This window comes from Rathayibacter sp. AY2B9 (assembly GCF_002931595.1).
GTDB lineage: Bacteria > Actinomycetota > Actinomycetes > Actinomycetales > Microbacteriaceae > Rathayibacter.
In genome coordinates, this window is the sequence record NZ_PSUB01000017.1 from 23,059 (window position 1) to 39,250 (window position 16,192).

Sequence of the window (16,192 nt, forward strand, 5' to 3'; positions counted from 1 at the left end):
CCACAGTGCGATTCCAGGTTCGGGGCACGGGAATCGCTAGGCTGACGGAGGTGCCCGCGCGCGGCTCGTCATCCGAGCCCCGGATCCGCGGATCCGCACCGCTTCATGAGAGTGATGTCTCGGGCACGATCTGCCCCCAGAGAGAGGTCGAGGGTGACTGTTAACGATCAGGACCCGTATTCCGTCGGTCACGTGGACTCGGACCCCGAGGAAACGTCGGAGTGGAACGAGTCGCTCGATGCGCTCGTCGAGGAGCGGGGCCGGGGTCGCGGGCGCGACGTCATGCTCAGCCTCCTCAAGCGCTCCAAGGAGCTCCACCTCGGCGTGCCGATGGTGCCCACCACGGACTACATCAACACCATCGCGCCCGAGAACGAGCCCGACTTCCCGGGCGACGAGGACGTCGAGCGCCGCTACCGCGCGTGGATCCGCTGGAACGCGGCCATCCTCGTGCACCGCGCGCAGCGTCCCGGCATCGGGGTCGGCGGCCACATCTCGACGTACGCGTCGAGCGCCTCGCTGTACGAGGTCGGCTTCAACCACTTCTTCCGCGGCCAGGACCACCCGGGCGGCGGCGACCAGGTCTTCATCCAGGGCCACGCCTCCCCCGGCCCGTACGCGCGCGCCTTCCTCGAGGGACGCCTGAGCGAGCACCAGCTCGACGGATTCCGCCAGGAGAAGTCGCACCGGGGCGGCGGGCTCTCCAGCTACCCGCACCCGCGGCTCATGCCGGAGTTCTGGCAGTTCCCGACCGTGTCGATGGGCCTCGGCCCGATCAACGCCATCTACCAGGCGCAGGCGAACAAGTACCTCACCAACCGCGGCATCAAGGACGCCTCCGACCAGCAGGTCTGGGCGTTCCTCGGCGACGGCGAGATGGACGAGGTCGAGTCGCGTGGTCAGCTCCAGGTCGCCGCGAACGACGGCCTCGACAACCTGAACTTCATCGTCAACTGCAACCTCCAGCGCCTCGACGGACCCGTCCGCGGCAACGGCAAGATCGTGCAGGAGCTCGAGTCGTACTTCCGCGGCGCGGGCTGGAACGTCATCAAGCTCATCTGGGGCCGCGAGTGGGACGACCTGCTCGCCCGCGACACCGAGGGCGCGCTGCTCGACCTGATGAACAAGACGCCCGACGGCGACTTCCAGACCTACAAGACGGAGGACGGCGCCTACGTCCGCGAGAACTTCTTCGGCCGCGACCCGCGCGCCAAGAAGCTCGTCGAGGGCTACTCCGACGAGCAGATCTGGGGCCTGCGCCGCGGCGGCCACGACTACCGCAAGATCTACGCGGCCATGAAGGCCGCGACGGAGCACAAGGGCCAGCCCACCGTCATCCTCGCCCACACCATCAAGGGCTACGGTCTCGGCCGCAGCTTCGAGGGCCGCAACGCGACCCACCAGATGAAGAAGATGACGCTGGACAACCTCAAGTCGTTCCGCGACACCATGCGCATCCCGATCACGGACGCGCAGCTCGAGGAGAACCCCTACCTCCCGCCGTACTACCACCCCGGTCAGAACGACGAGGCGATCGAGTACCTGCAGGAGCGCCGCCGCGCGCTCGGCGGCTACCTCCCCGAGCGCCGCTCGAAGTACACGCAGCTGAACCTCCCCGAGGACTCGGCCTACGCGGTCGGCAAGAAGGGCTCGGGGACGCAGGAGATCGCCACCACCATGGCGTTCGTCCGCATCCTGAAGGACATCCTCCGCTCGAAGGACTTCGGCAACCGCGTCGTCCCGATCATCCCGGACGAGGCGCGCACCTTCGGCATGGACGCGTTCTTCCCGAACGCGAAGATCTACAACCCGCGCGGCCAGCACTACACGTCGGTCGACCGCGAGCTCCTCCTGGCCTACAAGGAGAGCCCGCAGGGCCAGATCCTCCACGTCGGCATCAACGAGGCGGGCGCCCTCGCGGCGTTCACCGCGATCGGCACCTCGTACTCGACGCAGGGCGAGCCGCTCATCCCGGTCTACGTCTTCTACTCGATGTTCGGGTTCCAGCGCACGGGCGACGCGATCTGGGCGGCCGGCGACATGATGTCGCGCGGCTTCATGATCGGCGCCACCGCAGGACGCACCACGCTGACCGGCGAGGGCCTCCAGCACGCGGACGGGCACTCCCCGATCCTCGCGGCGACCAACCCCGCCGTCGTGAGCTACGACCCGGCCTACGGGTACGAGATCGCGCACATCGTGCAGTCCGGTCTCGAGCGCATGTACGGCGGGAAGCACACCGACCCGAACGTCATGTACTACATCACGGTCTACAACGAGCCGATCGTGCAGCCGAAGGAGCCGGAGGACGTCGACGTCGAGGGCATCGTCCGCGGCATCCACCGCATCTCCTGGGGCCAGTGGGACGGGCCGAAGGCCCAGCTCCTCGCCTCGGGCGTCGCGGTGCCGTGGGCGATCGAGGCGCAGAAGCTCCTCGCCGAGGACTGGGGCGTCTCGGCGGACGTCTGGTCGGTCACCTCGTGGAACGAGCTGCGCCGCGACGGCATCAAGGCCGAGCAGCACAACTTCCTCCACCCCGAGGACGCCGAGCAGGTGCCGTACGTGACGCAGAAGCTGGCCGACGCGAAGGGCCCCTTCGTCGCCGTCTCGGACTTCTCGCACCAGGTCCCCGACCAGCTGCGCCAGTTCATCCCGGGCGACTTCGCGACGCTCGGCGCGGACGACTTCGGGTTCTCGGACACCCGTGCGGCGGCGCGGCGCTACTTCCAGATCGACGGCCCCTCGGTCGTCGTGCGGACGCTGCAGCTGCTCGCCAAGCGCGGCGAGGTCGACCCCTCGCTCGCCGTCCAGGCGATCGAGAAGTACCGCCTCCTCGACGTCAACGCCGGCACCACCGGCAACGCGGGCGGCGAGAGCTGACGGACGAGTCCGTGCTCTCGCAGGAACCCGCACCGTCGAGTGCGCGGGCTCCTGCTCCTGCGGCGGAGCGTCCGGCCACCCGGCCGGGCGCTCCCCGCACGAAGGAGCAGACCCTCGCCTGGCTGCGCACCCTCGCCGGTGAGCTCTCGACGCAGACGATCAAGCGCCTCGAGGACACGCTGCCCTGGTACGGCAGCATGCCCCCCGGTCGGCGCTCGGCGGTCGGCCTCGTCGCCCAGGCCGGCATCACCTCGTTCATCTCGTGGTTCGACGACCCGTCGGCCACGCCGTGGATCGCGGCGGACGTGTTCGGAGCCGCTCCCCGCGAGCTGCTGCGCTCCGTCTCGCTGACGCAGACGCTGCAGCTGATCAAGGTGACGGTCGAGGTCGTCGAGGACCGGATCAAGAACGGCGGGGAGGACCTCCGCGAGGCGATCCTCCTCTACTCGCGCGAGATCGCCTTCGCCGCGGCCGACGTCTACGCGCGCGCCGCCGAGGCCCGAGGTCTCTGGGACGCGCGCCTGGAAGCGCTGGTCGTCGACTCGATCCTCACGGGCGAGGCCGACGACGAGCTGCCCAGCCGGATCGCCGCCCTCGGCTGGCACGGCCACGGCGAGGTCGCCGTCCTGGTGGGCACCGCCCCCAAGATGCTCGACGTCGACCAGCTGCGCCGCACGGCGCGGCACATGGACGCCGACGTGCTGATCGGCGTGCAGGGCAGCCGGCTCGTCCTGGTCATCGGCCGCGCCGAGCCGAGCGAGAACGCCACGGAGGAGACCGGACCGCCGGTCGCGTTCCTCGAGATCGCGGAGGCGCTCGAGCCCGGCTTCGGGACGGGCCACCTCGTCCTCGGCCACGAGGTGCCGACCCTGGTCGAGGCGTCCCGCAGCGCCCGCGCGGCCCTCGCCGGCTTCGCGGTCGCCCGCTCCTGGCGGAACGCGCCGCGACCGGTCAACGCCGACGACCTCCTTCCCGAGCGCGCCCTCGCCGGCGACCCGCTCGCCCGCCAGAGCCTCATCACGCAGATCTACCGGCCCCTGCAGAAGCACTCGACCGAGCTGCTGACCACGCTGTGGGCCTACCTCGACAACGGCCGCTCCCTCGAGGCGACCGCCCGCGAGCTGTTCGTGCACCCGAACACGGTGCGCTACCGCCTCAAGCGGGTCGCCGAGGTGATCGGCTGGGACGCGACGGGCGCCCGCGAGGCGCTCATCCTCCAGTCCGCCCTCATCCTCGGCTCCATGAGCGACCCGGACGGCGCCGTCCGCCGGAAGCCGTCCCGCCGCTGAGGCCGTCTGCTCGCCGAACCCCTCCCGCCCCTGAACACTTGTAGACCCGCGACAAGCTCTTTGTGCTTTGTCAGTGGCTCCACGCGCCGCACGTGCGAGCGCAGATCGGAAGACTGGATACCGTGATCGTCGTCGTCGCCCCGGGTCAGGGCTCCCAGACCCCCGGATTCCTCGCCCCCTGGCTCGAGATCCCCTCCGTGGCCGAGCAGGTCGCCGCGCACTCGGAGGCGGTCGGCATCGACCTCGCCGCGCACGGCACCGTCTCGGACGCGGACACCATCCGCGACACCGCGGTCGCCCAGCCCCTGATCGTCTCCGCGGGACTCGTGAGCCTCGCCGCCCTCCTCGAGGGTGGACGGCGCGATCGCATCGCGGGCATCGCCGGCCACTCCGTCGGCGAGATCACCGCGGCCGCCGGAGCCGGAGTCCTCACCGAGGCCGACGCGCTGGTGTTCGTCCGCGAGCGCGCCCGTGCCATGGCCGCTGCGGCCGCCGCCGAGCCGACCGCGATGAGCGCGGTCCTCGGCGGCGACGAGCAGGCCCTGATCGCCCGTCTCGACGAGCTCGGCCTCGAGCCGGCCAACTACAACGGCGGCGGGCAGATCGTCGTCGCCGGCGCGGTCGACGCGCTCGAGGCGCTCAAGGCGGAGCCGCTCCGCGGGACCCGCGTGATCCCCCTGCAGGTGGCCGGCGCCTTCCACACCCGCTACATGGCGCCCGCCCGCGACTCCCTCGCCGGCGTCGCCGCCGGGCTGACCCCCTCCGACCCGACGCTCCGTCTCTGGACGAACCGCGACGGGTCGGTCGTCGACTCCGGCGCCGCGTTCCTCGAGCTGCTCGTCGGCCAGGTCGCCTCCCCCGTCCGCTGGGACCTCTGCATGGCGGCCTTCGCCGACGCGGGCGTCACCGGGATCATCGAGCTGGCACCCGCCGGCGCGCTGGTCGGCCTCGCCAAGCGCGGCCTCAAGGGCGTGCCGAGCATCGCCATCACGACCCCCGACGACGTGGACGCCGCCCGCGCCTTCCTCGACGAGCACGCCGCCTAGCAGGAGAGACCCCATGACGACCCCTTCCCTCACCCAGTCCAGCGGCAGCGCGTACACCCGGATCCTCGGCATCGGCGCGGCACGCGGCGACCTCGTCGTCCCGAACGACGACCTGATCGAGCCGATCAACTCCTCCGACGAGTGGATCCGCCAGCGCACCGGCATCATCGAGCGCCGCCGCGCCTCCGCCGACATCCACGCGGTCGACCTCGCGACCACCGCCTCCCTCGAGGCGATCGAGAAGGCGGGCATCCGCCCGGACCAGATCGGCGTCGTGCTCGTCTCCACGATCAGCAACACCGTGCAGACCCCGTCGCTGGCTGCGCTCCTCGCGGACCGCATCGGGGCGAACCCCGCCCCGGCGTACGACATCTCGGCAGCCTGCGCCGGCTACACCTACGGCATCGCCCAGGCCGATTCCTTCATCCGCTCCGGCCTGGCCGAGTACGTGCTCGTCGTCGGAGCCGAGAAGCTGTCCGAGCTGGTCAAGTCGACCGACCGCAGCATCTCCTTCCTCCTGGGCGACGGCGCGGGCGCCGCGGTCGTCGGCCCCAGCGACACCGCCGGCATCTCGAAGACCGTGTGGGGATCCGACGGCTCCAAGTGGGACACCGTCGGCATGGACAACCCGCTCGCGGCCTACCGCGACGGCACCGCCGAATGGCCCACCCTCCGCCAGGACGGCCCGTCGGTCTTCCGCTGGGCGGTCTGGGAGATGGCCAAGGTCGCCAAGCAGGCGCTCGCGGAGGCGGGCGTCCAGCCCGAGGACCTCGCCGCGTTCATCCCCCACCAGGCGAACATGCGCATCATCGACGAGCTCGCGAAGCAGCTGAAGCTGCCCGAGACCGTCGCTATCGGCCGCGACATCGAGACCACCGGCAACACCTCCGCCGCGTCGATCCCGCTCGCCACCCACCGCCTGCTCGAGGAGCACCCGGAGCTGCACGGCGGACTCGCGCTGCAGATCGGCTTCGGCGCCGGACTGGTGTTCGGCGCGCAGGTCGTGGTGCTCCCGTGACCGGCGCGACCCCACCCCTAAACTGACCTACGGTCACTGACGAACACCCGAAGAACCCCCAAGGAGAGAACCATGGCACTGTCCAACGAAGAAGTCCTCGCCGGCCTGGCCGAGCTTGTCAACGACGAGACGGGCATCGCCACCGACTCCGTCGAGATGGACAAGTCGTTCACCGACGACCTCGACATCGACTCCATCTCGATGATGACCATCGTCGTCAACGCCGAGGAGAAGTTCGACGTGAAGATCCCCGACGACGAGGTCAAGAACCTCAAGACGGTCGGCGACGCGGTCCGCTTCATCGTCAAGGCGTCCGAGTAGTCGTCGCCAGCGCACCCCGTCCTCGTGGCGGACACCCCGGCCGGCGATCGTCGGCCGGGGTGAGCCCGGCACCCACCCACACGGAACAGAGAAGCTCGTCATGACCAAGAAGATCGTCGTCACCGGAATCGGTGCCAGCACTCCCCTCGGCGGGACCGCCCGGGAGTCCTGGAACGCACTCCTCGCCGGCGAATCAGGCGTCCGCTCCCTCGAGCAGGACTGGGTCGCCCAGTACGACATCCCGGTCACCTTCGCCGCCCAGGCCAAGGTCCGCCCGGAGGAGGTGCTCTCCCGCCCCGAGGCGAAGCGCCTCGACCCCTCCAGCCAGTTCGCGCTCATCTCGGCCCGCGAGGCCTGGGCCGACTCCGGCATCACCGACGTCGACCCGCTCCGCGTGGGCGTCGACTACTCGACCGGCATCGGCGGCCTCTGGACCCTCGTCGACGCGTGGGACACCCTCCGCGAGCGCGGTCCCCGCCGGGTCCTCCCGATGACCATCCCGATGCTCATGCCCAACGCGGCCGCCGCCGCCATCAGCATGGCCATCCCCTCCCGCGCCTACGCCCGCACCGACGTGTCGGCCTGCGCCTCCAGCACCGAGGCCCTCGCGAACGCCTACGAGCACATGCAGCTCGGCCTCGCCGACGTGGTCGTCGCCGGCGGCACGGAGTCGGTCGTCCACCCGCTCCCGATCGCCGCCTTCGCGTCGATGCAGGCCCTCTCGCGCCGCAACGACGACCCGGCGACCGCCTCGCGCCCCTACGACGTCTCCCGCGACGGCTTCGTCCTCGGAGAAGGCGCCGCGACGCTCATCCTCGAGACCGAGGAGCACGCCCTCGCCCGCGGAGCCCGCATCTACGCGGAGCTCGCCGGCGGCGCCGTCACCAGCGACTCGTACCACATCACGGCGCCGGACCCCGAGGGCTCCGCCGCCGCCCGCGCCATGATCGGCGCCCTCGAGCAGGCCGGAGCCGCGCTCACCGACGTCACCCACGTCAACGCCCACGCGACGAGCACCCCGGTCGGCGACATCGCCGAGTACCGCGCCCTGCTGCGCGTCTTCGGCGACCACCTCCCGAACATCGCCGTCTCCGCGACCAAGGCGTCCACCGGCCACCTCCTCGGCGGCACCGGCGCGCTCGAGGCCATCTTCACCGTGCTCGCCCTCCACGAGCGCACCGCACCCCCCACCATCAACCTCTTCGAGCAGGACCCCCAGATCCCCCTCGACGTCGTCACCAGCCCCCGCGCCCTCGGCGACGGACCGCTGGTCGCCATCTCGAACTCGTTCGGGTTCGGGGGGCACAATGCTGTTGCCGCTTTCCGGACGGTGTAGCGGGGCGTAGCCCCGCTCCACCGTGCGGAAAGCGGGCTGCGCCGCTCCTTGCGCGGCGCAGGCGCGTCCGCTGAGGAGGGGGGCGGGGTTTCCGAGGGCCGGTGCGGTGCGGCGACGGTGATCCGCTGGAACGCGGATCCCCGGATACGCCTCGTGCCGCGAGGGAGCTGCGCCGCCGTCTGGTGCGGGCTGGTGAGCACGCAGTGCTGGTGGGGAGCGCGGGCTTCGCCGCGGCTCGGGTCGGATGATCGGATCAACGAAGCTGTCCGGGTGGGAGCGCGGGCTTCGCCGCGACTCGAGCCTTCGGTGTCGTGCGCAACAGAGGTGCGGGCGGCTCCACGAGTCTTCCGACGCCCTCCGCCGGAACGCGGTGCTCCGCCGACCGTCTGGTCGACGTGCCAGCGAGCGGCAACCGCGAGGCGACGACGCGACTTCGAGGCGGACCTCTGCCGGAACGGGGGTCCGCTGGCCGCCTGGTTCAGGGGTGCGGGAGCGAGCGGCCCCCGCGAGGCGTATCCGCCGATCCGCGTGCCAGCGGATCGGCGTCGCCGGACGCAAGCCGCTCCACGGAACCCGACCACCCGCCCGAGCCGACTGCGCGACGCCGCGCGAGGAGCGGCGTCGAATGAACTCAGCCGACCCCGTGCATCCAGACGACGGGCGCGAAGTCGCCGCCGTAGCGGAAGGGCTCGAGCTCGTCCTCCCAGGCCTGGCCGAGGGCGAGGCGCAACTCGCGGTGCAGCTCGATGGGGTCGGCGCCGGCGAGCTCCATGGCGGAGCGGATGCGGTCCTCGGGCACGACGGTGTTGCCCGCGCTGTCGGTCTGCGCGTAGAAGATGCCGAGCTCGGGAGTGTGCATCCAGCGGCCTCCGTCGACACCGGGCGAGGGCTCCTCGGTGACCTCGTAGCGGACGTCGGCCCAGCCGCGGAGAGCGGACGCGATGACGGCACCGGTTCCGACCGGGCCCTCCCAGGCGAACTCGGCGCGCAGGGTGCTGCGGAGCACGGGCTGCTCGATCCAGGCGAAGTTCACGGCACGACCAAGAGCGCGACCTGTCCCCCACTCGAGGTGGGGGCAGAGCGCGCGGGGGGCGGAGTGCACGAAGAGCACACCCCGAGTCTGCTGCGCCACCATGGTGTCCTCCGTTCGTCCCGGTGCGTCTTCCCCAACGACCCGGACCACGGAACACTCTGCGGTGCGCCTTCTTCGATTATGACGGTGGACGTGCCACCACGCCCGATCATGCAGGAGCGGCGGACCTCCGTCAAGGCGGCTCGCCGCGCCTGCTCGACCGGCCGCGGGCGGCTCCTGCCTATACTCGGGTCGTCCGCGCCGCCGGACGCCGCACACCGCCAGACGCCCGCCGGGAGGAGCACCGTGTCCGTCCGCGACGGCCTGCTCGCCCTGCTCACGCTCGGCCCCGCCTACGGCCTCCAGCTGCACACCGAGCTCCTCGACCGTGCCGCGCACCGGCCCCGGGTCAACGTCGGCCAGATCTACTCGACGCTCGAGCGCCTGCGCGAGCGGGGCCTCGTCGTCTCGGCCGGGTCCACCGACGACGGCCTCCCCCTGCACGCGCTCACCGACGAGGGCCGCGCGGAGGCGGCCGCCTGGCTGACGGGTGACGGAGCGTCCCCGGAGGAGGACTGGGACGACGTCCTCGACCGGGTGCTGCTGGCCTCGAGCCTGTCCGGTGCCGACCTCGCCGCCGTCCTCGACGCGTACGAGAGCTCGCTGCCCGCCACCGCCGACGAGCAGGCGGAGGAGGAGGACGCGCACCCGCAGCGCCGCCTCGCCGCGATCGCCGCCGGCGTGCGGGAGGAGGCCCTGCGGCGCCTCCTCGAGGCGGCCCGCGACGAGCTCACGGGCGACGGGCCGGGACGGGGCGTCCGCGGATACGCTCTCGAGCGTCCCCGTCGGGGCCGTCGAGCCTCGAGCTAGGACGAGACAGGCGCGGGTGCCGTCGCCTAGGGTGGTTCGCATGTCCCGCACCCCCCTCGGTCTCCGCGTCCCCTCCCGGGCGCGCCGGCGCCTCGTCGCCGCCGGAGCGGGCACGGTCCTCGTCCTGTGCGCCGCCCTCGCCGCCCCGCTCTCCGCGTCCGCCGCCTACGACCCGTCCGACTACCCCTCGTGGTCCGATGTCGAGGCCGCGAAGTCGAGCGAGAGCGCCACCGCCGCCGAGGTCGACCGCATCACCGCCTTCCTCGCCGACCTGCGCGACCAGGCCGCCGCCCTCACCGACGCCGCCATCAGCCGGGCCGCGGAGGCGGACGCCGCGCAGAGCGCTCTCGACGAGGCGACCCAGCGCGTGAGCGCCCTGGAGGAGCGCGCCTCCGCCGCCCGCTCGGACGCCGACGCAGCGAAGGAGCAGGCCGGCCGTCTCGCCGCGCAGCTCTACCGCAACGGCGGGACCGATGCGACGCTCAACCTCCTCATCGGCGGCGACGAGTCGAGCGAGCTGCTCTACCGCCTTGGCACCATGACGCAGCTCACCCAGCAGACCAGCCGGCTCCAGACCGCGGCGCAGTCGACCGAGAACCAGGCCGTCTCCCTCGCCGCGCAGGCCGAGCAGGCCCGGGGCGAGCGCGTCTCCCTCGCCACCGCCGCGGCCGACGCGCTCTCGGCCGCCCGCTCCGCGCAGGCCGAGGCCGACGCCAAGGTCGCCGACCAGGAGAAGTACAGCCAGGAGCTCTACACCCAGCTCGCCTCGCTCAAGAACACCACCGCCGAGATCGAGCGGGAGTACGCCGACGGCCAGGACGCGAAGTCGGCGTTCGAGGAGCAGCAGCGCCTCTCCCGCCTCGCCGCCGAGGCCGAGGCCGCCCGCCAGCGCGCCGCGTCGGCTCCCGCCGCGGCCGCGGCTCCGGCAGCGCCCTCCAACAGCGGAGGTGGCGGAGGCGGCCCGGTCGAACTCGGCGACGACGACCCGACCGGCGCGCGCAACAGCTCCGCCAAGACCATCGCCGCCCTCGGCACCTACGCCGGACGCACGGACGGCCTCTCCCCGGCGCAGGCCCAGGCCTACGCCCGGACCGCCGTCGGCCGCTTCGGCTGGGGCGCCGACCAGGTCGACCGGTGCCTCATCCCGCTGTGGAACGGCGAGTCGGGATGGCGCTGGAACGCGCTGAACCGCTCCTCCGGCGCCTACGGCATCCCGCAGGCCCTCCCGGCGAGCAAGATGGCCAACTCGGGAGCCGACTACCAGACGAACGCGGCGACGCAGGTCGACTGGGGTCTCTCGTACATCAAGAGCGCCTACGGCTCGCCCTGCAACGCGTGGTCGAGCTGGAACAACCGCTCGCCGCACTGGTACTGATCCCGCGTCTCACTTCGCCTGGTCGTAGGAGTCGACGACGGCTACGGTGACCGGGAAGTCGACCTCGCCCTCTCCGAAGAGCGAGCGTCCGGCGCGCACCGCCGCCTCGCGGACGATCGCGGCGACCCGCTCGCCGACGTCGGCGGGAGCGTGCACGATCACCTCGTCGTGCAGGAAGTAGACGAGGTGCGCCCGGCCGACCGCGCCGCCCTCGGCGCGCAGTCGCGCCCGCAGCTCGCCCATCCAGCAGAGCGCCCACTCGGCCGCGGTCCCCTGCACCACGAAGTTGCGGGTGAAGCGTCCCCACTCGCGCGCTCGCGCCGCATCCGCCGAGAGCCCCTCGGGTCCGGGAGGCGAGCTGCGCCCGAGCCACGTCGAGACGCTCTCGCCGCGCTCCCCCGCCCGAGCCGCCGCCTCGACGTGCGCGACCGAGCGCGGGTAGGCACGGGCGAGCCTCGGGAGCAGCCGCCCGGCCTCGCCGCTCGTCGCCCCGTACATCGCCCCCAGCATCGCGACCTTCGCCCGCGGCCGATCGGGGACCACGCCGGCGTCGACGATGCCCTGGTAGAGGTCGCGGCCCCGCCCGGCGGCGGCCATGGCCGAGTCGCCCGAGAGCGCGGCGAGGATGCGCGGCTCGAGCTGCGCGGCATCCGCGACCACGAGGCTCCAGCCCGGATCCGCGGTGACCGCGGCGCGGATCTGCCGCGGCAGCTGCAGCGCCCCTCCGCCCGAGGTCGCCCAGCGGCCGGTGACGACGCCGCCCACCACGTACTCCGGCCGGAACCGTCCGTCGCGCACCCACGCGTCGAGCCAGGCCCAGCCGTTGGCGGTGAGCAGCCGGGAGAGCTTCTTGTACTCCAGGAGGGGCGGCACCGCGGGGTGCTCGAGGGACTGCAGCTCCCAGGAGCGCGTCGACTCGACCGGCAGCCCCGCGCGCCGCAGCGCCTTGAGGAGCTCGGAAGGCGAGTCGGGATTGAGCTCGGGCGCGCCGAGCTCGTCGCGCAGGCGGTCGGCCAGCGCCTCCAGCAGGGCCGGGCGGCCGCCGAAGAGCGGGCGGGGGCCGAGCATCCCGGTGAGCACCCGGTCGTGCACATCGGCGCGCCACGGCAGCCCCGCGTGGGCGATCTCGCGAGCGATCAGGGCGCCGACGGACTCGGCGGCGAGCAGCAGGCGGAGCCGGCCGGCCTCGGCGGCGCCGGAGAGCGCCTCCTCCTGCCGGGCCAGCTCGAGGACGGGGTCGAGCTCGTCGGAGCCGCCCGCCGCCTCCTCGAACCCGATCAGCGTGTCCTGCGCGGCGGGGGCCGCGGCTCCCGCGTCCCACGGGTCGAGGGGCGAGCGCGCGAGAGCCGATGCGGCGGCGGAGACCGAGCGGCGGAGGATCGCGCGGGCCAGCCGGAGGTCGTGGCACCGGGCGACGACCACGCCGGCCGACAGCAGTGCGGGGTACCAGCGCGCGGTGTCGTCCCAGACCCAGCGCGGGCGCTCCGGCTCCCGCTCCCGGATGAACGCCGCCAGCTCGGCCGGGCCCCTGCCGCTCCCGGCCTCGGCGCCGCCGACGGGGTCGACCGCCCGCCACGCCCCCGTGGGGCCGCCGACGAGTGCGAGGAGCATCGGGCCATTCTCCCCCGTGGCGGACACGGAGGCCGCCGTCGCGGGGACGGCCGGGCCCCCTCTCGCTGAAGGAGTCACGGCGACGGCCGCGAGGGCGGGTAGCCGGGGAAGGGCTTCTCCTGCGCCGTCGGCGGCTGATGGGCCCACAGGGCGGCCGCGATGGTGTCCATCGAGCGGGAGTAGCCCACGAGCGTCCGCCTCTCCGGCTCCGCCGCCCAGGTCACCGCGCGGAACCAGGTCTCGCGGTACGGGCCGGTCTCGATGCGGCGCACCAGGCCGATCCGGCCGGTGCGCAGGGCGTCGACCATCACCCACTCGTCCTGCCCGCTGCTGCGCAGCATCTGGAGCGGACTCCACTCGATCATCGCGCCTCCCACCGGTCGATCCGCGGCCGTGGCGAGCACGAGCGCCGCGGCGTACACTCGCAGACTATCGAACACATGTTCGAACGGCCAACCGGGTCCGGCGAGTGAACGGGAGCACGACGATGGCGGTGATCGACGAGACGGCGCTGGTCTCGACCGACGGCGAGGGAGTGCCGATCGCGCTCGAGTGGCGGGGCGGGAGCTACCGGGTGACCGACCGGCCGACGGTGTGGACCTGCACGAGCGAGTGGTGGGCGCCCCTCGAGGGGTTCCCGCCGACGTTCGGGCGCACACCGGTGAGCATCGGCGGCTGGCGCTTCCAGGCGACGGACCTCGCGACCGGCGGAGCGTTCGTGCTCGACGTGGTCGCGTCGACGGAGCCGCAGTGGAGCGTGGTGCGGATCTACGAGTAGTGCCGGCGCGAGGCCGGCCGGGCGGCTACTTGTCGGCCGACCAGGGCGCCCGCGTCATGGCGATGAGAGCCGCGACTCCGGAGACGAGGCCCACACCGGCGATGGCGGACACGACGAGCCAGAGAACGAGTTCCATGCCACCAGTCTACCGAGCCCCGGAGCGGATCCTCTCCTCCCCGCTTCCATCCCCCGGCTGTGGAATAGCCTGGGCAGAGTGACCGACGCCCCCACCCGCGCGAGTGTCGGACTGCGCTCGGAGCGCGGCCCGATCCTGCTGTCCCTGATGATCTCGACCGCTCTGGTCGCCCTCGACGCCACGATCCTCTCGACGGCCGTGCCGTCCATCGTCGCCGACCTGGGGGGCTTCGAGCAGTTCCCCTGGCTGTTCTCGATCTACCTGCTGGCCCAGGCCGTCTCGGTCCCCCTCTACGGCAAGCTCGCCGACGTGATCGGGCGCAAGCCCATCATGCTGATCGGCATCGCCCTGTTCCTGGTCGGCTCGCTCCTGTGCGGCCTCGCCTGGAGCATGCCCGCGCTGATCGCGTTCCGAGCCCTGCAGGGCCTGGGGGCCGGAGCGATCCAGCCGATGGGCATCACCATCGCCGGCGACATCTACACGGTCGCCGAGCGTGCGAAGACCCAGGGCTACCTCGCGAGCGTCTGGGGCATCTCCTCGGTCGTCGGGCCGACCCTCGGCGGCGTGCTCTCGGACCTGGGCGCCTGGCGCGGCATCTTCCTCGTCAACATCCCCCTGTGCCTCCTGGCGGCGTTCCTCCTGATCCGCAGCTTCCGCGAGACCACGCGGGGCGAGAAGCAGCGGATCGACGTGGCGGGCGCCTCCGTGCTCGCCGTGGGCACCGCGCTGCTCATCCTCGGGCTGCTCGAGGGCGGCAGCGCCTGGCCGTGGCTCTCCCCCGCCGGAGTCGGCGTGTTCGTCGTCTCGGCCCTCGCGTTCGCCGGCTTCGTCGCGATCGAGCGGCGAGCTGCCGCCCCGGTGCTCCCCCTCTGGGTCCTCACGCGGCGCGTGCTGATCTCGACCAGCCTGGTCTCGGTGACCGTCGGCGCGATCACGCTCGGCGTCACCTCGTACTTCCCGACCTTCGCGCAGGGCGTGCTCGGCAGCTCCGCCCTCGGCGCGGGCTTCGCCGTCGCGGCGATGACGCTCGGCTGGCCGGTCGCGGCGAGCCTGTCGGGCCGGCTCTACCTGCGCATCGGCTTCCGCAACACGGGCTTCCTCGGAGCGGGGCTCGTCGTGATCGGCACGGCGCTGACCGTCCTGCTCGGCGCCTCCTCGACGCTGTGGGAGATCGCCGGCTTCTGCGTGCTGATCGGCGCCGGCATGGGGCTCGTGGCGACTCCGACGCTGATCCGGGCGCAGTCGAGCGTCGACTGGAACGAGCGCGGAGTGGTCTCCTCGACCAACTTCTTCGCCCGGAACATCGGCAGCGCCGTCGCCGTGGCCGTGTTCGGCGCGATCGTGAACGCGAAGGCGGGCGGCGGCGTCCCCGCACCGGCGGACCTCGCCGAGGGCACCCGCTTCGTCTGCATCGCGCTCACGGTCCTCGCCGTGGGCATGCTCGCCGCGGTCTGGGCGATGCCGAAGGAGGGGCGCACCGCGCCCGGAGAGGATCGGGCGGCGGAGGCCGAGCCCGACGCGGCCCGGCCGGACGCGGCCCAGCCCTAGCCGTCAGGCGGCGCCGTCGGTTCTCGTCGTCAGCCGGAGCGGCGCGCCGCGGCCGTCGCTCGCAGGCGGTCGCGGTGGATGCGGCGCACCCGGTGCGTCCAGCGCTGCAGGGACGATCCCATGCCGGGGTGCCGCGCCAGCGTGTGCAGAGCGCGGTCGAACCGGCGGAGCATGTCGGCGAAGGCGCCGAAGGGGCGGGCCGAGATGCCGACCTCGAGGTGGCGGTCGAGTACGATCCGGTGCCGGAGTCCCAGGTGCACGCTGATCTCGACGTCGTCGTGCACGTAGGCGTCGTGCCGGTGCATCTCCTCCGCGATCTCCTCCCACGCCGACCGGCGGACGGCGCAGTTGGAGCCGAAGAGCGGCCAGTTTGCCAGCGCCGACCCCATCAGCACGAAGTAGGCGTCCATGTAGGCGACCCGCGCGATCACCCGGGCGATCGGGCCGAGCTCGTCGAAGCGTCCGGGACCGGTCACCGCTCCGACCTCGGGGTCGGCGAAGTGGCCGGCCAGGCGCGCCAGCCAGTCGGGTCCCGGGCGGGAGTCGGCGTCGAGCCGTGCGAGGACGTCGCCGTGCGCCTCGTCGAAGCCGTGCGCCGTGCTCGCCGGGATCCCGGCTCCGTCGTGCCGCACCACCCGCGCGCCCGCCGCTCGCGCGACGGCGGCGCTGTCGTCGGTGCTCCCGTCGTCGACGACGACGATCTCGAACGGCGCGAGCGTCTGCTCGCGGAGGAGCTCGAGCAGCTGCTCGAGGTGGCGGGCGTCGTCCTTCACGGGGACGACGACCGAGATGCGCCGGTGATCCATCCGCCCAGTCAACGCGATCGGGGCGCTCAGCGGGGACACCGCCACGCGTCTCGCGCGAGCCCGGACCTGTCAACCGGCTCCCGAGCGCGCCGGATCCGCTGATGGG

General features: G+C 72.7%; 14 protein-coding genes. 10 read left to right on the plus strand and 4 right to left on the minus strand.

The window, feature by feature from the left end; translation table 11 throughout:
• Window positions 1-153: 153 nt before the first annotated feature.
• From aceE to C5C25_RS14055, 6 genes are all read left to right on the plus strand, one after another.
• Window positions 154-2,880, plus strand: a complete 2,727-nt coding sequence (gene aceE, locus C5C25_RS14030) for a pyruvate dehydrogenase (acetyl-transferring), homodimeric type (protein WP_104247522.1) — start codon at window positions 154-156, stop codon at window positions 2,878-2,880.
• Window positions 2,881-3,002: 122 nt separating this feature from the next.
• The gene (locus C5C25_RS14035; protein WP_181027189.1) at window positions 3,003-4,169 is read left to right on the plus strand and encodes a CdaR family transcriptional regulator; all 1,167 of its coding nucleotides are present in this window, start codon (window positions 3,003-3,005) and stop codon (window positions 4,167-4,169) included.
• A gap of 122 nt (window positions 4,170-4,291) precedes the next feature.
• Window positions 4,292-5,215, plus strand: a complete 924-nt coding sequence (locus tag C5C25_RS14040; protein ID WP_104250961.1) for an ACP S-malonyltransferase — start codon at window positions 4,292-4,294, stop codon at window positions 5,213-5,215.
• A gap of 13 nt (window positions 5,216-5,228) precedes the next feature.
• Entirely contained in the window at window positions 5,229-6,233 is a 1,005-nt protein-coding gene (locus C5C25_RS14045) for a beta-ketoacyl-ACP synthase III (protein WP_104223464.1), read from the plus strand.
• Between the two features lie 72 nt (window positions 6,234-6,305).
• Window positions 6,306-6,554 carry an acyl carrier protein gene (locus C5C25_RS14050; RefSeq protein WP_104223463.1) on the plus strand — a complete coding sequence of 83 codons (249 nt, stop codon included), beginning with the start codon at window positions 6,306-6,308 and terminating at the stop codon, window positions 6,552-6,554.
• A 100-nt stretch (window positions 6,555-6,654) separates the two neighbouring features.
• Window positions 6,655-7,890, plus strand: coding sequence for a beta-ketoacyl synthase (locus C5C25_RS14055; protein WP_104226673.1), 1,236 nt, complete (start codon window positions 6,655-6,657; stop codon window positions 7,888-7,890).
• 631 nt (window positions 7,891-8,521) lie between these two features.
• Here the strand turns inward: C5C25_RS14055 and C5C25_RS14060 are convergent.
• The gene (locus C5C25_RS14060) at window positions 8,522-9,025 is read right to left on the minus strand and encodes a DUF3145 domain-containing protein (protein ID WP_104226674.1); all 504 of its coding nucleotides are present in this window, start codon (window positions 9,023-9,025) and stop codon (window positions 8,522-8,524) included.
• Between the two features lie 243 nt (window positions 9,026-9,268).
• Here C5C25_RS14060 and C5C25_RS14065 point away from each other — a divergent pair, with 243 nt between their 5' ends.
• The gene (locus C5C25_RS14065) at window positions 9,269-9,832 is read left to right on the plus strand and encodes a PadR family transcriptional regulator (RefSeq protein ID WP_181133708.1); all 564 of its coding nucleotides are present in this window, start codon (window positions 9,269-9,271) and stop codon (window positions 9,830-9,832) included.
• Between the two features lie 40 nt (window positions 9,833-9,872).
• Window positions 9,873-11,207 (plus strand): hypothetical protein, encoded by a 1,335-nt coding sequence (locus tag C5C25_RS14070; protein ID WP_104267569.1) that lies wholly within the window; start codon window positions 9,873-9,875, stop codon window positions 11,205-11,207.
• Between the two features lie 9 nt (window positions 11,208-11,216).
• Here C5C25_RS14070 and C5C25_RS14075 read toward each other — a convergent pair whose 3' ends face one another.
• A complete protein-coding gene (locus C5C25_RS14075; protein ID WP_104250963.1) occupies window positions 11,217-12,818 on the minus strand; it encodes a bifunctional 3'-5' exonuclease/DNA polymerase in 1,602 nt (533 codons plus the stop codon).
• A 74-nt stretch (window positions 12,819-12,892) separates the two neighbouring features.
• Window positions 12,893-13,240 carry a hypothetical protein gene (locus tag C5C25_RS14080; RefSeq protein ID WP_104223458.1) on the minus strand — a complete coding sequence of 116 codons (348 nt, stop codon included), beginning with the start codon at window positions 13,238-13,240 and terminating at the stop codon, window positions 12,893-12,895.
• Window positions 13,241-13,311: 71 nt separating this feature from the next.
• Here C5C25_RS14080 and C5C25_RS14085 point away from each other — a divergent pair, with 71 nt between their 5' ends.
• Both C5C25_RS14085 and C5C25_RS14090 read left to right on the plus strand, forming a co-directional pair.
• Window positions 13,312-13,596, plus strand: a complete 285-nt coding sequence (locus tag C5C25_RS14085) for a hypothetical protein (protein ID WP_146076961.1) — start codon at window positions 13,312-13,314, stop codon at window positions 13,594-13,596.
• Between the two features lie 283 nt (window positions 13,597-13,879).
• The gene (locus C5C25_RS14090) at window positions 13,880-15,280 is read left to right on the plus strand and encodes an MDR family MFS transporter (RefSeq protein WP_104250985.1); all 1,401 of its coding nucleotides are present in this window, start codon (window positions 13,880-13,882) and stop codon (window positions 15,278-15,280) included.
• 29 nt (window positions 15,281-15,309) lie between these two features.
• On the opposite strand, the gene C5C25_RS14095 is transcribed toward C5C25_RS14090, so the two are convergent.
• On the minus strand, window positions 15,310-16,086 hold the full coding sequence (locus C5C25_RS14095) for a glycosyltransferase family 2 protein (RefSeq protein WP_104250964.1): 777 nt from the start codon (window positions 16,084-16,086) through the stop codon (window positions 15,310-15,312).
• Between the last annotated feature and the right edge of the window lie 106 nt (window positions 16,087-16,192).